Annotated in this window: 15 protein-coding genes; 3 read left to right on the forward strand and 12 right to left on the reverse strand. The window is 71.6% G+C overall.

Annotation, left to right across the window (positions count from 1 at the left end; translation table 11 throughout):
- Window positions 1-26 precede the first annotated feature (26 nt).
- The 5 genes from ruvX to DEI88_RS09020 form a co-directional block, all read right to left on the reverse strand.
- On the reverse strand, window positions 27-470 hold the full coding sequence (gene ruvX / locus DEI88_RS09000) for a Holliday junction resolvase RuvX (RefSeq protein ID WP_181434789.1): 444 nt from the start codon (window positions 468-470) through the stop codon (window positions 27-29).
- A 5-nt stretch (window positions 471-475) separates the two neighbouring features.
- The gene (alaS, locus tag DEI88_RS09005; protein WP_111071515.1) at window positions 476-3,133 is read right to left on the reverse strand and encodes an alanine--tRNA ligase; all 2,658 of its coding nucleotides are present in this window, start codon (window positions 3,131-3,133) and stop codon (window positions 476-478) included.
- An 84-nt stretch (window positions 3,134-3,217) separates the two neighbouring features.
- The gene (locus tag DEI88_RS09010; protein WP_111009162.1) at window positions 3,218-3,412 is read right to left on the reverse strand and encodes a hypothetical protein; all 195 of its coding nucleotides are present in this window, start codon (window positions 3,410-3,412) and stop codon (window positions 3,218-3,220) included.
- Window positions 3,413-3,529: 117 nt separating this feature from the next.
- A complete protein-coding gene (rpsD, locus tag DEI88_RS09015; protein WP_111009163.1) occupies window positions 3,530-4,159 on the reverse strand; it encodes a 30S ribosomal protein S4 in 630 nt (209 codons plus the stop codon).
- Window positions 4,160-4,415: 256 nt separating this feature from the next.
- Entirely contained in the window at window positions 4,416-5,777 is a 1,362-nt protein-coding gene (locus DEI88_RS09020; RefSeq protein ID WP_111048898.1) for a replication-associated recombination protein A, read from the reverse strand.
- 149 nt (window positions 5,778-5,926) lie between these two features.
- On the opposite strand from DEI88_RS09020, the gene DEI88_RS09025 reads away from it, so the two are divergent.
- Together DEI88_RS09025 and DEI88_RS09030 are read left to right on the forward strand one after the other, a co-directional pair.
- Window positions 5,927-6,754, forward strand: coding sequence for a peptidylprolyl isomerase (locus tag DEI88_RS09025; protein WP_111071514.1), 828 nt, complete (start codon window positions 5,927-5,929; stop codon window positions 6,752-6,754).
- A gap of 158 nt (window positions 6,755-6,912) precedes the next feature.
- Window positions 6,913-8,145, forward strand: coding sequence for a DUF349 domain-containing protein (locus DEI88_RS09030; RefSeq protein WP_181439687.1), 1,233 nt, complete (start codon window positions 6,913-6,915; stop codon window positions 8,143-8,145).
- A gap of 101 nt (window positions 8,146-8,246) precedes the next feature.
- On the opposite strand, the gene DEI88_RS09035 is transcribed toward DEI88_RS09030, so the two are convergent.
- Genes DEI88_RS09035 through DEI88_RS09055 form a run of 5 tightly spaced genes read right to left on the reverse strand, consistent with a single transcriptional unit; the run spans window position 8,247 to window position 11,585 of the window.
- The gene (locus DEI88_RS09035; RefSeq protein ID WP_111035965.1) at window positions 8,247-9,200 is read right to left on the reverse strand and encodes a bifunctional riboflavin kinase/FAD synthetase; all 954 of its coding nucleotides are present in this window, start codon (window positions 9,198-9,200) and stop codon (window positions 8,247-8,249) included.
- A gap of 2 nt (window positions 9,201-9,202) precedes the next feature.
- Window positions 9,203-9,706, reverse strand: coding sequence for a hypothetical protein (locus DEI88_RS09040; protein ID WP_111035911.1), 504 nt, complete (start codon window positions 9,704-9,706; stop codon window positions 9,203-9,205).
- 50 nt (window positions 9,707-9,756) lie between these two features.
- Complete coding sequence (locus tag DEI88_RS09045; RefSeq protein ID WP_111071513.1) at window positions 9,757-10,122, reverse strand: hypothetical protein; 366 nt, start codon at window positions 10,120-10,122, stop codon at window positions 9,757-9,759.
- Window positions 10,119-11,054, reverse strand: coding sequence for a tRNA pseudouridine(55) synthase TruB (truB, locus tag DEI88_RS09050; protein ID WP_111071512.1), 936 nt, complete (start codon window positions 11,052-11,054; stop codon window positions 10,119-10,121). Before truB ends, DEI88_RS09045 begins: the two co-directional genes overlap by 4 nt.
- A 54-nt stretch (window positions 11,055-11,108) precedes the next feature.
- Window positions 11,109-11,585: a hypothetical protein gene (locus tag DEI88_RS09055; protein ID WP_111013244.1), complete on the reverse strand. Its 477-nt coding sequence runs from the start codon at window positions 11,583-11,585 to the stop codon at window positions 11,109-11,111.
- Window positions 11,586-11,688: 103 nt separating this feature from the next.
- Here DEI88_RS09055 and DEI88_RS09060 point away from each other — a divergent pair, with 103 nt between their 5' ends.
- The gene (locus tag DEI88_RS09060) at window positions 11,689-12,558 is read left to right on the forward strand and encodes an iron-sulfur binding domain-containing protein (protein ID WP_111048899.1); all 870 of its coding nucleotides are present in this window, start codon (window positions 11,689-11,691) and stop codon (window positions 12,556-12,558) included.
- On the opposite strand, the gene rbfA is transcribed toward DEI88_RS09060, so the two are convergent.
- The gene (gene rbfA, locus DEI88_RS09065) at window positions 12,534-13,004 is read right to left on the reverse strand and encodes a 30S ribosome-binding factor RbfA (protein WP_111071511.1); all 471 of its coding nucleotides are present in this window, start codon (window positions 13,002-13,004) and stop codon (window positions 12,534-12,536) included. The genes DEI88_RS09060 and rbfA overlap by 25 nt on opposite strands.
- Before the next feature lie 87 nt (window positions 13,005-13,091).
- Window positions 13,092-15,854 (reverse strand): translation initiation factor IF-2, encoded by a 2,763-nt coding sequence (gene infB / locus DEI88_RS09070; protein ID WP_111013242.1) that lies wholly within the window; start codon window positions 15,852-15,854, stop codon window positions 13,092-13,094.
- Window positions 15,855-15,915 lie beyond the last annotated feature (61 nt).

Raw genomic sequence — 15,915 nt, forward strand, 5'->3', positions numbered from 1 at the left:
CTCGGATCGGGTCGCTCTCGCACGAGTCACGGGATCAGTGACCCCGGCGGAGTGCCTCCCGAGCGCTCTCGGTCGAGCGCATGTTGCAGAATGATAACAGCGGCGGCTTGATCGATGACGGCTCGCGATCTCCGGCTGTCCCGGCCCACCTCGCGCATGCCCCGCTGGGCGCTCACGGTCGACAGCCGTTCGTCCACGAGGCGCACCGGGACCCGGGTCGCGATCCGTGCGGCGAAGGCCCGCGCGTCCGTGGTCGACGGGGTGTCGTCCCCGGACAGCGACAACGGGAGCCCGACGATCACCTCGATCGCGTCGTACTCCGCCGCGAGCTCGAGGATCCGGGGCACGTCTCGCCGGTCATCGCGACGGACGGTCTCGACCGGGGTGGCGAGCAGGCCGTCGCGGTCCGACACCGCCACCCCGATGCGCGCCCGTCCGACGTCGACGCCGAGGCGCCTCCCGGTGCGCACGCCGGTCAGGCGCCGAGACGATCGGTGACCGCGCGGAGCGCTGCGGGGAGCGCCGCCACGTCGGTGCCGCCGCCCTGGGCGAGGTCCGGCTTGCCGCCGCCGCCCCCGCCGAGGACGCCGGCGGCCTCCTTCGCGAGGGGGCCTGCTTGGACGCCGTGCTGTCGAGCGGCGTCGTTGGTGGCGACGATGACGGCCGGTTTGCCGTTCACGACCGCACCGAGCACGACGACGGCCGGGTCCGTGCCGAGCTGCCCGCGCACGGCGGTCGCGAGGGACCGGAGGTCGTCCGACGAGTTCAGGCCCTCGACCGTCTGCGCGACGACGGTGGTGTCGCCGACCTTGCCAGCGGTCCGAGCGATGCCCGGGACGCGCTGCTGCAGGTTCGCCGACTCGAACTCGGCGATCCGCTTCTCGGCGCTCTTGAGGTCGGCCATCAGTCCGGCGACGCGGGCGGGGAGGTCCTCGCGCGGCGCCTTCAACGCGCTCGACAACTGCGACACGATGGTCCGCTCGACGGCGAGGTCGCGGAAGCCCTCGAGCCCGACGAGCGCCTCGACACGGCGGTTCGTCGACCCGACGCTGCTCTCGCCCACGAGGTTGACGAGCCCGACCTGGGCGCTCGACGCCACGTGCGTGCCACCACACAGCTCGCGCGACCAGGGTCCGCCGATGTCGACCATCCGGACCTCGGACCCGTACTTCTCGCCGAAGAGTGCCTGCGCCCCGAGCGCCTTCGCCTCGTCGAGCGGCAGGACACGGGTCGTGACGTCGAGGTCGGACCGGATGGCGCCGTTCACGACGTCCTCGATCTCGGTCCGCGTCGCGAGGGACACGGGCTGGCTCCACGAGAAGTCGAGCCGCATGTACCCGGCCTTGTTGTACGAGCCGGCCTGCAGCGCGTCGGGCCCGAGGATCTCGCGCAGTGCCGCGTTCACCAGGTGCGTCGCGGAGTGGGCCTGGGTCGCACCGCGCCGGTACTCGGCGTCGACCACCGTGGTCGCGGCGTCACCGACCCCGACCTCGCCCGACCGCACCTGCACCGTGTGGCTGTACAGGCCCGCGACCGGCTTCTGCACATCGAGCACCTCGAGGTCGAAACCGTTGCCGACGATCGATCCCTGGTCGGCGTCCTGTCCGCCCGACTCCGCGTACAGCGAGGTCTCGGCGAGGACGATCTCGGCGATGTCGCCCGCCACCGCGCGGTCCACGCCCCGGCCGTCGACGATGATCCCGAGCACACGGGTCTCGGTCTCGAGGGTGTCGTACCCCGTGAACACGGTCTCGCCCTGGGCACGGAAGGCGCTGTAGACGCTGAGGTCCGCCAGCGCGCGCTTCTTGCTCTTGGCGTCGGCCTTGGCACGAGCACGCTGGTCCGCCATGAGGGTGTCGAACGCCGCGCGGTCGACACGCAGGCCGGCCTCCTCGGCCATCTCGAGCGTGAGGTCGATCGGGAACCCGAACGTGTCGTGCAGGAGGAACGCGGTGTCGCCGCCGATCGGGGCACCCCCGTCCTGCTTGGCGCGGTCGACGGCGACGTCGAGGATGGTCGTGCCCTGCTCGAGCGTGCGGAGGAACGCGTCCTCCTCGGCGAAGGCGAGCCGCGCGATGCGGTCGAAGTCGTCGTGGACCTCGGGGTACGCGGCCTTCATGGCGTCGCGGGACGCCGGGAAGAGCTCCGGGAAGGTGGCGTCCTGGACCCCGAGGAGTCGCATCGCGCGGACCGAACGCCGGAGCAGCCGCCGGAGGATGTACCCGCGGCCCTCGTTCGACGGCTGGACACCGTCCGACATGAGCATCAGCGACGACCGGACGTGGTCCGCGATGACGCGCATGCGGACGTCGTCACCGTGGTCGGCGCCGTACCGACGACCGGAGAGCTCCGCGGCGCGGTCGAGCACCGGGCGGACCTGGTCGATCTCGTACATGTTGTCGACGCCCTGCTTGAGGAAGGCGACGCGCTCGAGACCCATGCCCGTGTCGATGTTCTTGCTCGGGAGCTCCCCGACGATCTCGAAGTCGTACTTCGAGCGGACGTCCTGGATCTGGTACTGCATGAACACGAGGTTCCAGATCTCGACGTAGCGGTCGTCGTCGGTCGCGGGGCCGCCGTCGGCGCCGTAGGCAGGACCGCGGTCGAAGAAGATCTCGGAGCAGGGGCCCGCCGGGCCGGGTTGACCGGTCGACCAGTAGTTCGTGTCCTTGTCGAGCCGCTGGATGCGCTCGTCCGGCAGCCCGGCGATCTGCTTCCAGTACCGGATGGCCTCGTCGTCGTCCTTGTACACGGTGACCCAGAGGTCCTTCGGGTCGAACCCGAGACCCCCGTCCGACTCGTTCGACGTGAGCAGCTCCCACGCGTACGTGATCGCCTGCTCCTTGAAGTAGTCGCCGAACGAGAAGTTCCCGTTCATCTGGAAGAACGTGCCGTGCCGCGGCGTCCGCCCGACCTCTTCGATGTCGTTCGTGCGGATGCACTTCTGCACGCTCGTGGCCCTGGGGAACGGCGCCGGCACCAGACCGGACAGGTACGGGATGAACGGGACCATCCCCGCGACGGTGAACAGCAGCGAGGGGTCGTCCGACACGAGCGAGGCGGAGGGGACGACGGTGTGGCCACGGTCCCCGAAGTACTCGAGCCAGCGGCGGCGGATGTCAGCGGTCTGCATGGTGCTTCCTGGTCGTGACGGTGGACTGGCGGGGTGACGGAAGGCGCCCCCGGGCGGAGACCGGGGCCGGCCGCACCGATGGGGTCAGGCGTGGTCGCCGGGGCGTGCCCGCAACTCGGCCTCGCGCGAGCGGTAGCCATCGGCGACGGCGGATGCGAAGGCCTTCGCCGCCGATCCGGCCCGGACCACGGGGCGCTGGGCAGCCTGCGACCGGTCGACCCGCCGCGCGAGGACGAACCCCACCACGAGACCGACGGCGACGAAGAACAGCTGCTTCACGTCCGGCTCCCTCCCACACCCGCAGGCGTGCCCTGCCCAGCTTAGTGCGGTCCGCCGGAACGCCGGAGGGCGGGCCGTCCGCTGTGGACGACCCGCCCTCGGCGGTGGTGCTGTGGATCAGCGGGCGGCGTAGTACTCGACGACCAGCTGGACCTCGCAGGTCACGGGGACCTCGGCGCGCTTCGGGCGACGCACGAGGCGGGCCTGGAGCTTGTCGATCTCGACCTCGAGGTACCCGGGCACCTTCGGGAGGACGTCCAGGTGACCACCGGCGGCGGCGACCTGGAACGGCTCGAGCGACTCGGAGCGCTGCTTGACGTGGATCAGCTGCCCCGGCTTGACGCGGAACGAGGGACGGTCGACGAGCTTGCCGTCGACCAGGATGTGGCGGTGCACGACGAGCTGGCGTGCCTGCGCGGTGGTCCGGGCGAAGCCGGCGCGGAGGACGAGCGCGTCGAGACGCTCCTCGAGGAGCTCGACGAGGCTCTCACCCGTCAGGCCCTTCGACTTGCGGGCCTCTTCGAAGACGATGCGGAGCTGCTTCTCGCGGATGCCGTACTGGGCACGCAGACGCTGCTTCTCACGGAGGCGGACGGCGTAGTCGCTGTCGGCCTTGCGGCGGGTGCGACCGTGCTCACCCGGCCCGTAGGGGCGCTTCTCGAGGTAACGGGCCGCCTTCGGCGTCAGCGGGATGCCGAGCGCGCGCGACAGGCGGGTCTTGCTGCGGGAACGTGACTTGGTAGACACAGGGTCCTTTTCTGTACTGAACGAACGGATCACGGTGGCCCCGCCGTGCGCACACGACGATCACCTGCGGAGCTCCGCTGACGCGGATCGGACCGCCCGTGACGGGATCCAGAGGGATGAGCCTGTGGGATCGGACGGCTACAGTCCGAACCGCGGTCACTGCGGTCCTCGACGCAGCCGCACGCGAGGACCCGGACGTGGCGCGAACAGCATAGCAGGGCGGCCGCGGCCGTCGGAAGCAGCGAGGCCGTCCGTGTCAGGATCCGCGGATGATGCGCCGCAGTCGGTCGAGTCGCGGTCCGACCTCGCGCTCGTTCCCGTTCGTCGTGGGGCTGTAGTACTCGGTGCCCTCGAGGACGTCGGGGAGGTACTGCTGTCGCGCAACCCCGTGCTCGGCGTCGTGCGCGTAGACGTACCCCTTGCCGTGGCCGAGCCGCTTCGCACCGGGGTAGTGCGCGTCGCGCAGGTGGGTGGGGACGACTCCCATCCGGCCCGCCCGGACATCGGCGATCGCCGCGTCGATGCCGGTGTACGCGGCGTTCGACTTGGGTGCGGTGGCGAGGTAGACCACCGCCTCGGCGAGGGGGATGCGGCCCTCGGGCATCCCGATCAGCTGCACGGCCTGGGCTGCGGCGACCGCGATCGGGAGCGCCTGGGGATCGGCCATCCCGATGTCCTCGGACGCCGAGATGATCACCCGGCGCGCGATGAACCGCGGGTCCTCGCCCGCCTCGATCATGCGGGCCAGGTAGTGCAACGCGGCATCGACGTCGCTGCCACGGATCGACTTGATGAACGCGCTGATGACGTCGTAGTGCTCGTCCCCCTGCCGGTCGTACCGCAGGAGCGCGCGGTCCACCGCGGCCGCGATCGTCTCGGCCGTGACGACGGGCACGGTCTCGTGGTCGTCCGACGCCGCGATCGCCGACTGCGCGGCCGCCTCGAGGGCGGTCAGGGCACGGCGGGCGTCACCCGAGGCGAGTCGGACGAGCGCCGCACGGGCCTCGTCACCGAGGACGACGGTCCCGGCCAGTCCACGAGGATCCTCCACGGCGCGGTCGACCAGGGTCCCGAGGTCCACGTCGGACAGCGGGCGCAGTGTCAGGAGCAACGACCGGGAGAGCAGGGGCGCGATGACCGAGAACGAGGGGTTCTCGGTCGTCGCGGCGATGAGGACGACCCAGCCGTTCTCGACCCCCGGCAGCAGGGCGTCCTGCTGGGCCTTGCTGAACCGGTGGATCTCGTCGAGGAACAGGACGGTGGTCGAGCCGTAGAGATCGCGGTGGGCGAGGGCGCGCTCCATCACCTCACGCACGTCCTTGACGCCTGCGGTGACGGCGCTCAGTTCGACGAAGGCCCGACCGGAAGAACGGGCGATGGCCTGCGCGATGGTGGTCTTGCCGGTGCCCGGTGGACCCCAGAGGATGACCGAGACGCCACCGGGACGGTCGTCCGCTCCGGACGCCAGGGACACGAGTGGTGATCCGCGCCCGAGCAGGTGCCCCTGCCCGGCGACCTCGTCGAGGCTCGTCGGCCGCATGCGCACGGCGAGCGGCGCCGCGCCCTGACCGACGCCCGGCGCGCTCTGCACGCCCGTCACCGACCGGTCCGCTGCCATGTCCCCCATGGTAAGCGGCGGCACCGACACGATGCGCGGGACCGGGAGGACGCCACCACCGCAGGCCGCGGCGATCGGTCATCGGGTCGTCCACTACGATCCTCCCTGGCACCGGGGCGGCCGGGACGCGGGACCAGGGCGGAGGACACGTGGCACCGAGGAACCAGGGCAGGGATGCCAGGGAGGCGCGCGACCGCCTCCGTCTGTACCAGGCGCGCCAGGGCCTCCACGACCGGCGACGCCGGAGGCGGCGGCGGGACGACCTCGTCGCACTCGTGGCACTCGTCGTCGTCGCGGCACTCGCCACGGGCTCACAGCTCGTGCACGACGGGCGGGCGACGGCCTCCGCATCAGCATCGGCATCGGCATCGGCGTCGGCGTCCGCCACGAGCACGCCGACCCCGTCCGCCAGCGCCACCGCGGCGGACACCGGGAACGTGCCGAGCGCGTCCATCGCGAAGGCCTCGACCTGGACGGGCAGGCTCACGCTCAACAAGACGGTCACGTTGGACATCGAACTCGACGGGAAGGCCGCACCCCAGTCGACGAGCGTCCTGGTCGACCTCATCCGCAAGCAGTTCTACGACGGCACGTCGTGCCACCGGCTCAGCGTCTCGAAGGGGGCACAGTTCATCCAGTGCGGCTCCGCCAACGGCGACGGCACCGGGGACGCCGGGTTCGAGTACGGACCGCTCGAGAACGTGCCCGCGGACGGCGACTACCCGACCGGCACGATCGCCATGGCCAGGAGCAGCTCGCAGTACTCCCAGAACACGCAGTTCTTCATCACCTACGGCGACACGCACCTCGACGGCTCGACCGGCGGCTACACGGTCGTCGGCAAGGTGACCGCGGGGCTCCCCCGGCTCCGGAAGACGATCACGTCGAAGGGGATCGGCACCGCCGGCAGCGACGGTACCGGTGCGCCGAAGGTCCCCACGACCATCACGGGCGCGACCATCGCCATCGAGCGGTGACCCACGGCCTCCCCGGTCCTGTGTCGGAGATGCTGCCGCCACCGGCCGCCCACACCCCTGGCAAGTGACCCGTCGCCATCACAGCCCGTGCAATAGGCTGGCGTCCTGACCGGCCGACGGTGACGTCGGCGAGCACGACCACGATCGAGGCGAGACCTGTGGGACCTGACGAAGCAACGAGCTGGGGGCGAGTCGACGAGACCGGGACGGTGTACGTCCGGTACGGCGACGGCGAGCGTGCGGTCGGTGAGTACCCCGACGCCGCCCCGGAGGAAGCCCTCGCCTACTACGCCCGGAAGTACGCCGACCTCGAGGGTCAGGTGCGGATCGCCGAGCAGCGCGCGCAGCGCGGCGCTTCGGCGTCGGACATCGGCCGGACGGTCGAGCACCTCCGCACGGCGCTCGCCGACGCTCGGGTGGTCGGCGACATCCAGGCCCTCGAGCGGCGCGTGGACGTCCTCGGCGAGCAGGTCGGCTCCCTCGGTCGCGAGCAGGCCGAACAGGCCGAGCAGGCCCTGACCGACGCGCTGGCGTACCGACGGGGCCTCGTCGAGGAAGCCGAGGCACTGGCGGCGGTGGATCCGGCACGGGCGCAGTGGAAGCAGATCACCACGCAGCTCGACGACGTCTTCGCCCGGTGGCAGCGGCACCAGCACGATGGTCCACGGATCCCGAAGAACGAGGGCAACGAGCTGTGGAAGCGGTTCCGCACCGCCCGTTCCACCGTCGACCAGCACCGCCGTGCCTTCTACGCCGACCTCGACGCGCAGCACCGCGAGGCACGGTCCCGCAAGCAGGAGCTCGTCGACCAGGCCGAGGCGCTCGCGACCCGCGGCTCGGACGGCATCCCCGCGTACCGCCAACTGCTCGAGGACTGGAAGCACGCCGGCCGCGCGGGCAAGCGGTACGACGACGCACTGTGGAGCCGGTTCAAGGCCGCGGGTGACGTCCTCTTCGCGCAGAAGCACGACGAGGTCGCCCGCGAGTCCGAGGAGTACACGGCGAACCTCGACGCGAAGCTCGCGCTGCTGACCGAGGCCGAGCCCCTGCTGCAGGAGACCGACCGGGTCGCGGCACGCCGACGCCTGACCGACATCCAGCGCCGGTGGGACGAGATCGGTCGCGTGCCGCGCGACCGCGTCCGCAGTGTCGAGGACCGCATGCGTGCGATCGAGTCGCACGTCCGCGGGCTCGAGGACGAGCACTGGCGCGAGTCGGACCCCGAGCGCAAGGCCCGGTCCGCCGGGCTCGCGAGCCAGCTCGAGGACGCCATCGGCAAGCTCCAGGCCGAGCTGAACGACGCCGAGGCCTCGGGCGACACCGCTCGGATCAAGGCCGCGCAGGAGGCCCTGGACGCCAGGAGGATCTGGCTGGACGCACTGGGATCGTGACGTCGTCGGCGACCCACTGGGATCGTGACGTCGTCGGCGACCCGCTCGTCGGACGTGCCCGGGTCGCGCCGCCGGCCGCCGGCCGCTGGTCGACCCAGCAGCTAGTCGACGCCCAGGATCAGCCGGATCTCGCGGTCGTCCTGCCGCATCTGCGCCGCGAGCGCGTCCATGCCGTCGAACGCGACCATGCCGCGCACGTAGGCGACGAACATCACCGTGATGACGTCGTCGTACAGGTCGATGTCGACGTCGAGCAGGTGCGCTTCGATCTGCTTCTCGGGGACGCCCTCGAACGTCGGGTTGTTCCCGACGGAGACCGCGGCCGGGTAGGTCCGGCCCCGATGCAGCACCCGCGCGGCGTACACGCCGTCCGCGGGCACGAACCCCTCGCAGTCGGGATCGAGGTTGGCGGTCGGGTAGCCCATCTCGCGCCCGCGCTCGTTGCCGTGCACGACCGTGCTCCGCACGGCGTGGTCGCGGCCGAGCAGCCGCGCGGCCTCCGCGACGCGACCGACGGACAGCAGCTCGCGGATCCAGGTCGACGAGACGCGCCGTTCCCCCGCGGGCCGGCCGTCGTCGACGAGGTCCACGTCATCGATCAACCGGACGGAGAACCCGTGCTGCTCGCCGAGGCGCCGGAGCAGGTCGACGTCGCCGGCACCGCGGGCGCCGAACCGGAAGTCGCTCCCGACGAGCACGACCCGTGCGTGGAGGGCACCCACGAGGACGCGCGCGACGAACTCGGCGGCGGGCAGCGACTGCAGGGACTGGTCGAACGGCAGCAAGAGGGTCGCGTCCACCCCGGCCGCCTCGAGCAGCTCGCGCCGCTGCCGGATGCTCGTGAGCGCCGGTGGCACGTGCCCGGGATCGAGCACCGACAGCGGGTGACGGTCGAAGGTCACGACGGTGGAGACGAGGTCGTGTTCACGCGCGGCGTCCTCGAGCTGCGCGATGACGGCGCGGTGCCCGACGTGGACGCCGTCGAACTTGCCGATCGTGACCGCGCTCGGACCGAAGCCCGCCGGGACCTCGGCGAGGTCGGCGAAGTACTGCATCGTCACTCCCCCGAGGTCGCGGCGTCGGCACGACCGGCCGCGGCCCGCTCCGCGTCCGGCTCGGGCGCGACGCGCGACGACGACGGGTCCGTCGCGATGGCCTGCACAGCGGCACGGTGGTGGGTCCGCAACCACCACAGCCCGGCGACCGGCAGGACGAGGGGCACCCAGTAGTACCCGGCTCCGAAGCCCGACCACACGGTGTCGTCGGGGAACAGGGCGTGGTCGAACAGCGACAGGAACCCGATGACGACGACCCCGACCATCTCGAACCCGATCGTCACCCAAGCGACGCGGTACCAGGTGCGGCCCGGGGCGATGAGCGCGACCATCGCGACGATGTAGACCACGGCGGACAGGGCACTCAACGTGTAGGCGAACGGCGCGTGGTGGAACTTCTCGATGATCTGCACGACGCTGCGTCCGGTCGCTGCGAGGGCGAGGATGCCGTAGACGGCGATGAGGACGCGACCGATGCCGGTCGCGCGAGAGGACTTGGTCGGCATCGCCCCGATTCTAGCGGCCGGGAGGCGCGGCTCGGTCTGGCGCCGACCGGTCACGCCTGGGCGAACCAGATCTGGGACATCCGGTAGACCATGACCGCGACGGTGAACGCTCCCGCTCCGAGCACCACGGTGCTCCACCGGGTGCGGTCGATGAGGGCCCAGACGATCGCCGCAGGTGGGACGAGCAGCACTGACACCGCGTACACCCCGAACTCGAGCGCGTTGCCCCTCGGCGGGTTGCCCACCGCGGGTTGCACGATCGCGACGACACCCTGGGCGATGAGCAGGAGCTCGATGAGCACGAGCGCGCCGGCGGTCGGGTCGTTCGGCTTCCAACCGATCAGGCCGACCACGACGCAGAACAGGCCGGTGAGGGCCGCGAAGCCGACCTGGACCCAGGTGAACCAGTCGATCATGCGTCCGCTCCTGTCGGGAAGTTCGTGATGACCCGCAGCGCGCCACGTCGGACGGACACGAGTCCGACGAGGCGGTCGTCCGCCGCGGCGACGGCCGCGACCGGACCGTCGGTGTCGGCCAGGTCGGTCGGCACCCGTTTGCCGTCGCTGAGGTCCCGTGCCGCTGCGGAGTCGAGCACGACCTCCCGGAACAGGACGCGGGCGACGTCCGCCGGACGGCGCAGCCGGGCCCGGACGTCGACGTCGTCGTCCTCGAGCACGACGGCGTCGGCGACGGCGAACGCTCCGATCCGGGTCCTGCGCAGTGCGGTGAGGTGGCCACCGGTCCCGAGGGCCACCGCGACGTCACGGGCGAGGGCGCGGACGTAGGTGCCGGAGGAACACTCGACGTCGACGTCGAGGTCGACGACCGGGGTCTCCACGCCCTCCACGACCACGACCAGGTCACGCCGGGCCAGGACGTCGAAGCGCGCCACCGTCACACGTCGCGGTTCCAGCTCGACGGTCTCGCCCGCGCGCACCCGGGCGTACGCCCGTCGGCCGTCGACCTTGATGGCGCTGACCGTGCTCGGCACCTGCGCGATGGTCCCCCGCTGCGCCCCCACGGCCTCCTCGAGCCGGACGTCGTCGAGCGCGTCCGGGAGCAGTCCGGGGGACGCGACCACGGCACCGTCGGCGTCGTCGGAGTCGGTCGCGACACCGAGCCGGATCGTCGCGGTGTACCGCTTGTCGAGGCCGACCAGGTGCGTCAGCAGACGCGTCGACGGCCCGACACCGAGGACGAGCAGACCCGTCGCCATCGGGTCGAGGGTCCCGGCGTGCCCGATCTTGCGGATGCCGAAGCGTCGGCGCGCGATCGAGACCGACCGGTGGCTGGAGATGCCGCCCGGCTTGTCGACGAGGAGGATCCCGTTGGGGGCCGGTTCGAGCACCGGGAAAGGGTAGCAGCGCCGGCGCTCAGCCGACGTCGCGCAGGTCGCCTCCGGCTAGCACGCGTCCGCCCAGTTCCGCCGCGGGTGCTCGGGGTCCGTCACGTCGAGGACGGCCGACGCAGCACCCTTGGGGTCGTCCTGACGGACGTACGTGGCGAACGGGTCGTCGGCGCGCGGCTCGGACCGATCGTCGCGCTCGACCCACAGGGACCAGCGCCAGAGGGACCGCACGGAGCGCGACAGCAGACGCTTCCCCGTGACGACGAGGATCCCGGGGTCGGTGCCGATCGTCCGGAAGGGATCGACGACCTCGGCTCGGAGGCCATCGGCATCCGTCGAGGACGCCGCGGCGTGCATGGCCTTGACCCCCTGCTGCTCGAGTGCCGCGACGAGGCCCGCTGCGACGCGCTCCAGGTCGACGTCCGGCCCGCCGTCGACCGCGATCACCGTCCGAGCGGCGCCCGCGTTGTGCGCGACCTCCGTCGCGATCGCCTGCATGGTGTCGGTCTCCTGCGGTGCCCATCGTGCCATCGCTCCACCGTAGGCTCTCCTGGTGGTCCCCGTTCCGCGCCCCGAGCACCCCTCGGACGTCTCCGCAGACGTCGACGCCCGGGAGGCCCGACTCGGCCCCGACATCGCGACCCCGCTCATCGCGTGGTTCCGCCAGCACGGCCGCGACCTCCCGTGGCGACGACCCGGGTTCCCCGCCTGGGGCACGATGGTGAGCGAGATCATGCTCCAGCAGACACAGGTCGCACGGGTCGTCCCACGGCTCGAGGCGTGGCTCGCGCGCTGGCCGACGCCGGCCGCCCTCGCCGCCGACCCGCCGTCCGAGGCGGTCCGTGCCTGGGACCGGCTGGGCTACCCGCGACGCGCGCTCGCGCTGCACGCCGCGGCGACCGCCATCGTCGACCGACACGGGGGCGTCGTCCCATCGGACGTCGACGCCCTCCTCGCGCTCCCCGGCATCGGCGACTACACGGCACGGGCGATCGCGGTGTTCGCCTTCGGGCTGCGCCACCCGGTCGTCGACGTCAACGTCCGCCGGGTCCTCGCCCGGGCGTTGCTCGGGCAGGCCGAGCCGGGGCCGGCGAACGCTCGACGTGACCTGCCGCTGATGGCTGCGGTGCTGCCTCCCGACCTCGAGGACGCGGCTGCGACGAACGCGGCGGTCATGGAGCTCGGCGCGCTCGTGTGCGTCGCGAAGCGGCCCGCATGCGACGTGTGCCCGATCTCCGATCGATGCCGGTGGCGCGCGCAGGGGCACCCCGCGCACGACGGCCCGCGGGCGCCCCGGCAGTCGCGGTTCGCCGGGAGCGACCGACAGGTCCGCGGGCTGATCATGGCCGAACTCCGGGCCAGCGACGTCCCGGTGACCCTGGACGAGATCGCGATGGTGTGGCCCGACGCCGAGCAGCGCGACCGCGCGCTCCGATCGCTGGTGCGGGACGGGCTCGCCGTCGGGTCCGACGCCGTCGGCTACTCGCTGCCCGGGTCCGCCTGACGGGTGACGACGTCGGCCGAGTCCTCGTCGTCGTCGTGTCGGTACGGGTCGGCGTCGCCCGCGTAGGACGCGGCCGACGCCTGTGCCCGCGCCGCGGCGTCGCGGTCACGCGCTTCGGCGAGCAACGCGTCGATGTGCGCAGCGTTCTCCGGCACGGCGTCGGCGATGAACTCGAGGGTCGGGGTCAGCCGAGCCGTGATGTTCTTGCCGACCTCGCTGCGGAGCATGCCGGTCGCGGACTTCAGCGCCGCTGCGGTGTCCTGCCGCTCCTCGTCCGAGCCGTACACGGTGTAGAAGACGGACGCGTGCTGCAGGTCGCCGGTCACCTGGACTTCCGTGATCGTGACGAATCCGAGACGCGGATCACGGATGCCCTTGTCCAGCCGCCTGGCGACGATCTCCTGGATGCGGTCCGCCATCTTGCGGGCGCGCTGTGGGTCGGCCATGGGGTCCTCCTGGTGGTGTGGGAACGAGGACGGGGCCCCGCCGGGACGCGGTGTGCGTCCCGGCGCGGCCCCGACGGAAAAGCGGACTCAGCCGCGCGGCTTCTCGACCATCTCGATGGTCTCGATCTCGTCGCCGATCTGGATGTCGTTGTACTTGCCGAGACCGACGCCCGCCTCGAAGTCCGTCCGGACCTCGGTGACGTCGTCCTTGAACCGGCGCAGCGACTCGATGGCGAGACCGTCGGCGAGCACGACGCCGTCACGGATGACGCGCGCCTTGGCGTTGCGCGTGATCGTGCCGGACCGGACCACCACACCGGCGATGTTGCCGAACTTCGACGAACGGAACACCTCGCGGATCTCCGCCACACCCGACTGGACCTCTTCGAACTCGGGCTTGAGCATGCCCCGCAGGGACTGCTCGATGTCCTCGAGTGCCGAATAGATGACCGAGTAGAAGCGGATGTCCACACCCTCGCGAGCGGCACGTTCCCGTGCCTTCGTGTCGGGGCGGACGTTGAACCCGATGATGATCGCGTTGTCGACCGTCGCGAGGTTGACGTCCGACTCCGTGACCGCACCGACACCGCGGTGGATGATCCGGAGCTGGACGCTCTCGTCGACCTCGATCTTGAGCAGCGACTCCTCGAGCGCCTCGACGGCACCGGAGACGTCACCCTTGATGATGAGGTTGAGCGCGTCGACCTTGCCCTCTTCGAGTGCACGGGTGAAGTCCTCGAGCGAGATGCGCTTGCGGGCCTTGGCCAGCTGGGCGTTGCGCTCGACGGCCTCACGCTTCTCGGCGATCTGGCGGGCCGTGCGGTCCTCCTCCGTCACCAGGAAGGTGTCACCGGCACGCGGCACGCTCGACAGACCCTGCACCTGCACGGGACGACTCGGCGTCGCGGCCTCGACCGCGTTGCCGTTCTCGTCCATCATCGCGCGGACGCGGCCGTACGCCGTGCCGGCCACGATCGCGTCGCCGACGTGCAGCGTCCCGGACTGGATGAGCACGGTCGCGACCGCACCGCGTCCCTTGTCGAGACGCGCCTCGATGGCGACACCGCGGGCGTCCTTGTCGGGGTTGGCACGGAGATCGAGTCCCGCGTCGGCCGTGAGCAGCACGGCCTCGAGCAGGGCGTCGATGTTCGTGTTGTTCCGCGCGGACACGTCGACGAACATGACGTCGCCGCCGTACTCCTCGGCCACGAGCCCGTACTCGGTGAGCTGCTGGCGGACCTTGGCGGGGTTCGCGCCTTCCTTGTCGATCTTGTTCACCGCGACCACGATCGGCACGTTCGCCGCCTGGGCGTGATTCAGGGCCTCGACCGTCTGCGGCATGATGCCGTCGTCGGCCGCGACCACGAGGATCGCGATGTCCGTCACCTGGGCACCACGGGCACGCATGGCGGTGAACGCCTCGTGACCCGGGGTGTCGATGAACGTGATCGGGCGCTCGATGCCCTCGTGCTCGGTGATGACCTGGTACGCACCGATGTGCTGCGTGATGCCGCCAGCCTCACCCGCGACGACGTTCGCGTTCCGGATCGCGTCGAGCAGGCGGGTCTTGCCGTGGTCGACGTGACCCATGACCGTGACGACCGGCGGACGAGCGACGAGGACCGAGTCGTCCTCGTCGTCGAGCTCGGCGTCGAGGTCGATGTCGAAGCCCTCCAGGAGCTCCTTGTCCTCGTCCTCCGGGGAGACGATCTGGATCTTGTAACCGAGCTCCTCGCCGAGGACCTCGAAGGTCGCCTCGTCCAGCGACTCGGTCGCGGTCGCCATCTCACCGAGGTGGAACAGCACCGTCACGAGGTTGCCGGGGCTCGCGTCGATCTTGTCCGCGAAGTCCGAGATGCTCGCACCACGACGCAGCCGGACGACCGTGTTGCCGTCGCCGCGCGGGACCTGCACGCCGCCGATCGACGGCGCCTGCCGCATCTCGTACTCGGCGCGCTTCGTCCGCTTCGACTTGCGAGCGCGGCTCTTGCCGCCACCACGACCGAACGCACCAGCGGTGCCACCACCCGGACCACGGCCACGACCGCCACCGCCGGCCGGACGCGCGGGTCCGAAACCGGGGCGCTGGAATCCGCCACCGGCACCGGCTCCGGCACCACCGGGACGCTGGAAGCCACCGCCCTGGCCGCCACGGCCGGGCCCACCCGGACGCTGGCCGAAGCCGTTCGGACGCGCACCCTGACCAGGCCCACCCGGACGCGGAGCACCGGGGCGGGGAGCACCCGGACGCGGCGGCTGCGGACGCGGGATGCCACCCGTACCGCCACCCGGACGCGGCATGCCCTGGTTCTGCGAGAACGGGTTGTTGCCGGGGCGGGGCGGGCGCGAGCCCATGCCCTGACTCGACGAGTAGGGGTTGTTGCCCGGGCGCGCGCCGCCCGGCTTCGGGCCGGGGCGTGCGGCGCCCGGCTTCGGCGCCGTCGACGATGCGGCACCGTCGACCTTGTCGGCCTGGTTCTTCTGCGCCTGGGCCTTCTGAGCGGCCTCGGCCTGCGCCTGCCGCTCGGCCACCGACATGGGGGCGGCCGGACGCGGCGCGTCGTTCACCGAGGGCTGCTCCGCTGCGACGGGCGCGGCGGGCGCGGGTGCCGGTGCAGCGGGGCGCGGTGCCTGCGGGCGCGGCGCGGCCTTCGGTGCCGCCGGCTTGGTCGCCGACGACGACGTCGCGCCGGATGCCTCGAGCGCCGCGCGGAGCTTGCGGGCGACGGGCGGCTCGATGCTCGAGCTCGGGCCCTTGACGAACTCGCCGAGCTCCTTGAGCTTCTCGAGCGCGGTCTTGCTGTCGACACCGAGCTCGCTGGCGATCTCGTGTACGCGTGGTTTTGCCACTGTTCTCCTTCTCGGGTCCCACCCGAGAAGGGTGGGACTCACTGAGTGATGGGTCTCATTT

The organism is Curtobacterium sp. MCBD17_003 (assembly GCF_003234885.2).
Lineage (GTDB): Bacteria > Actinomycetota > Actinomycetes > Actinomycetales > Microbacteriaceae > Curtobacterium.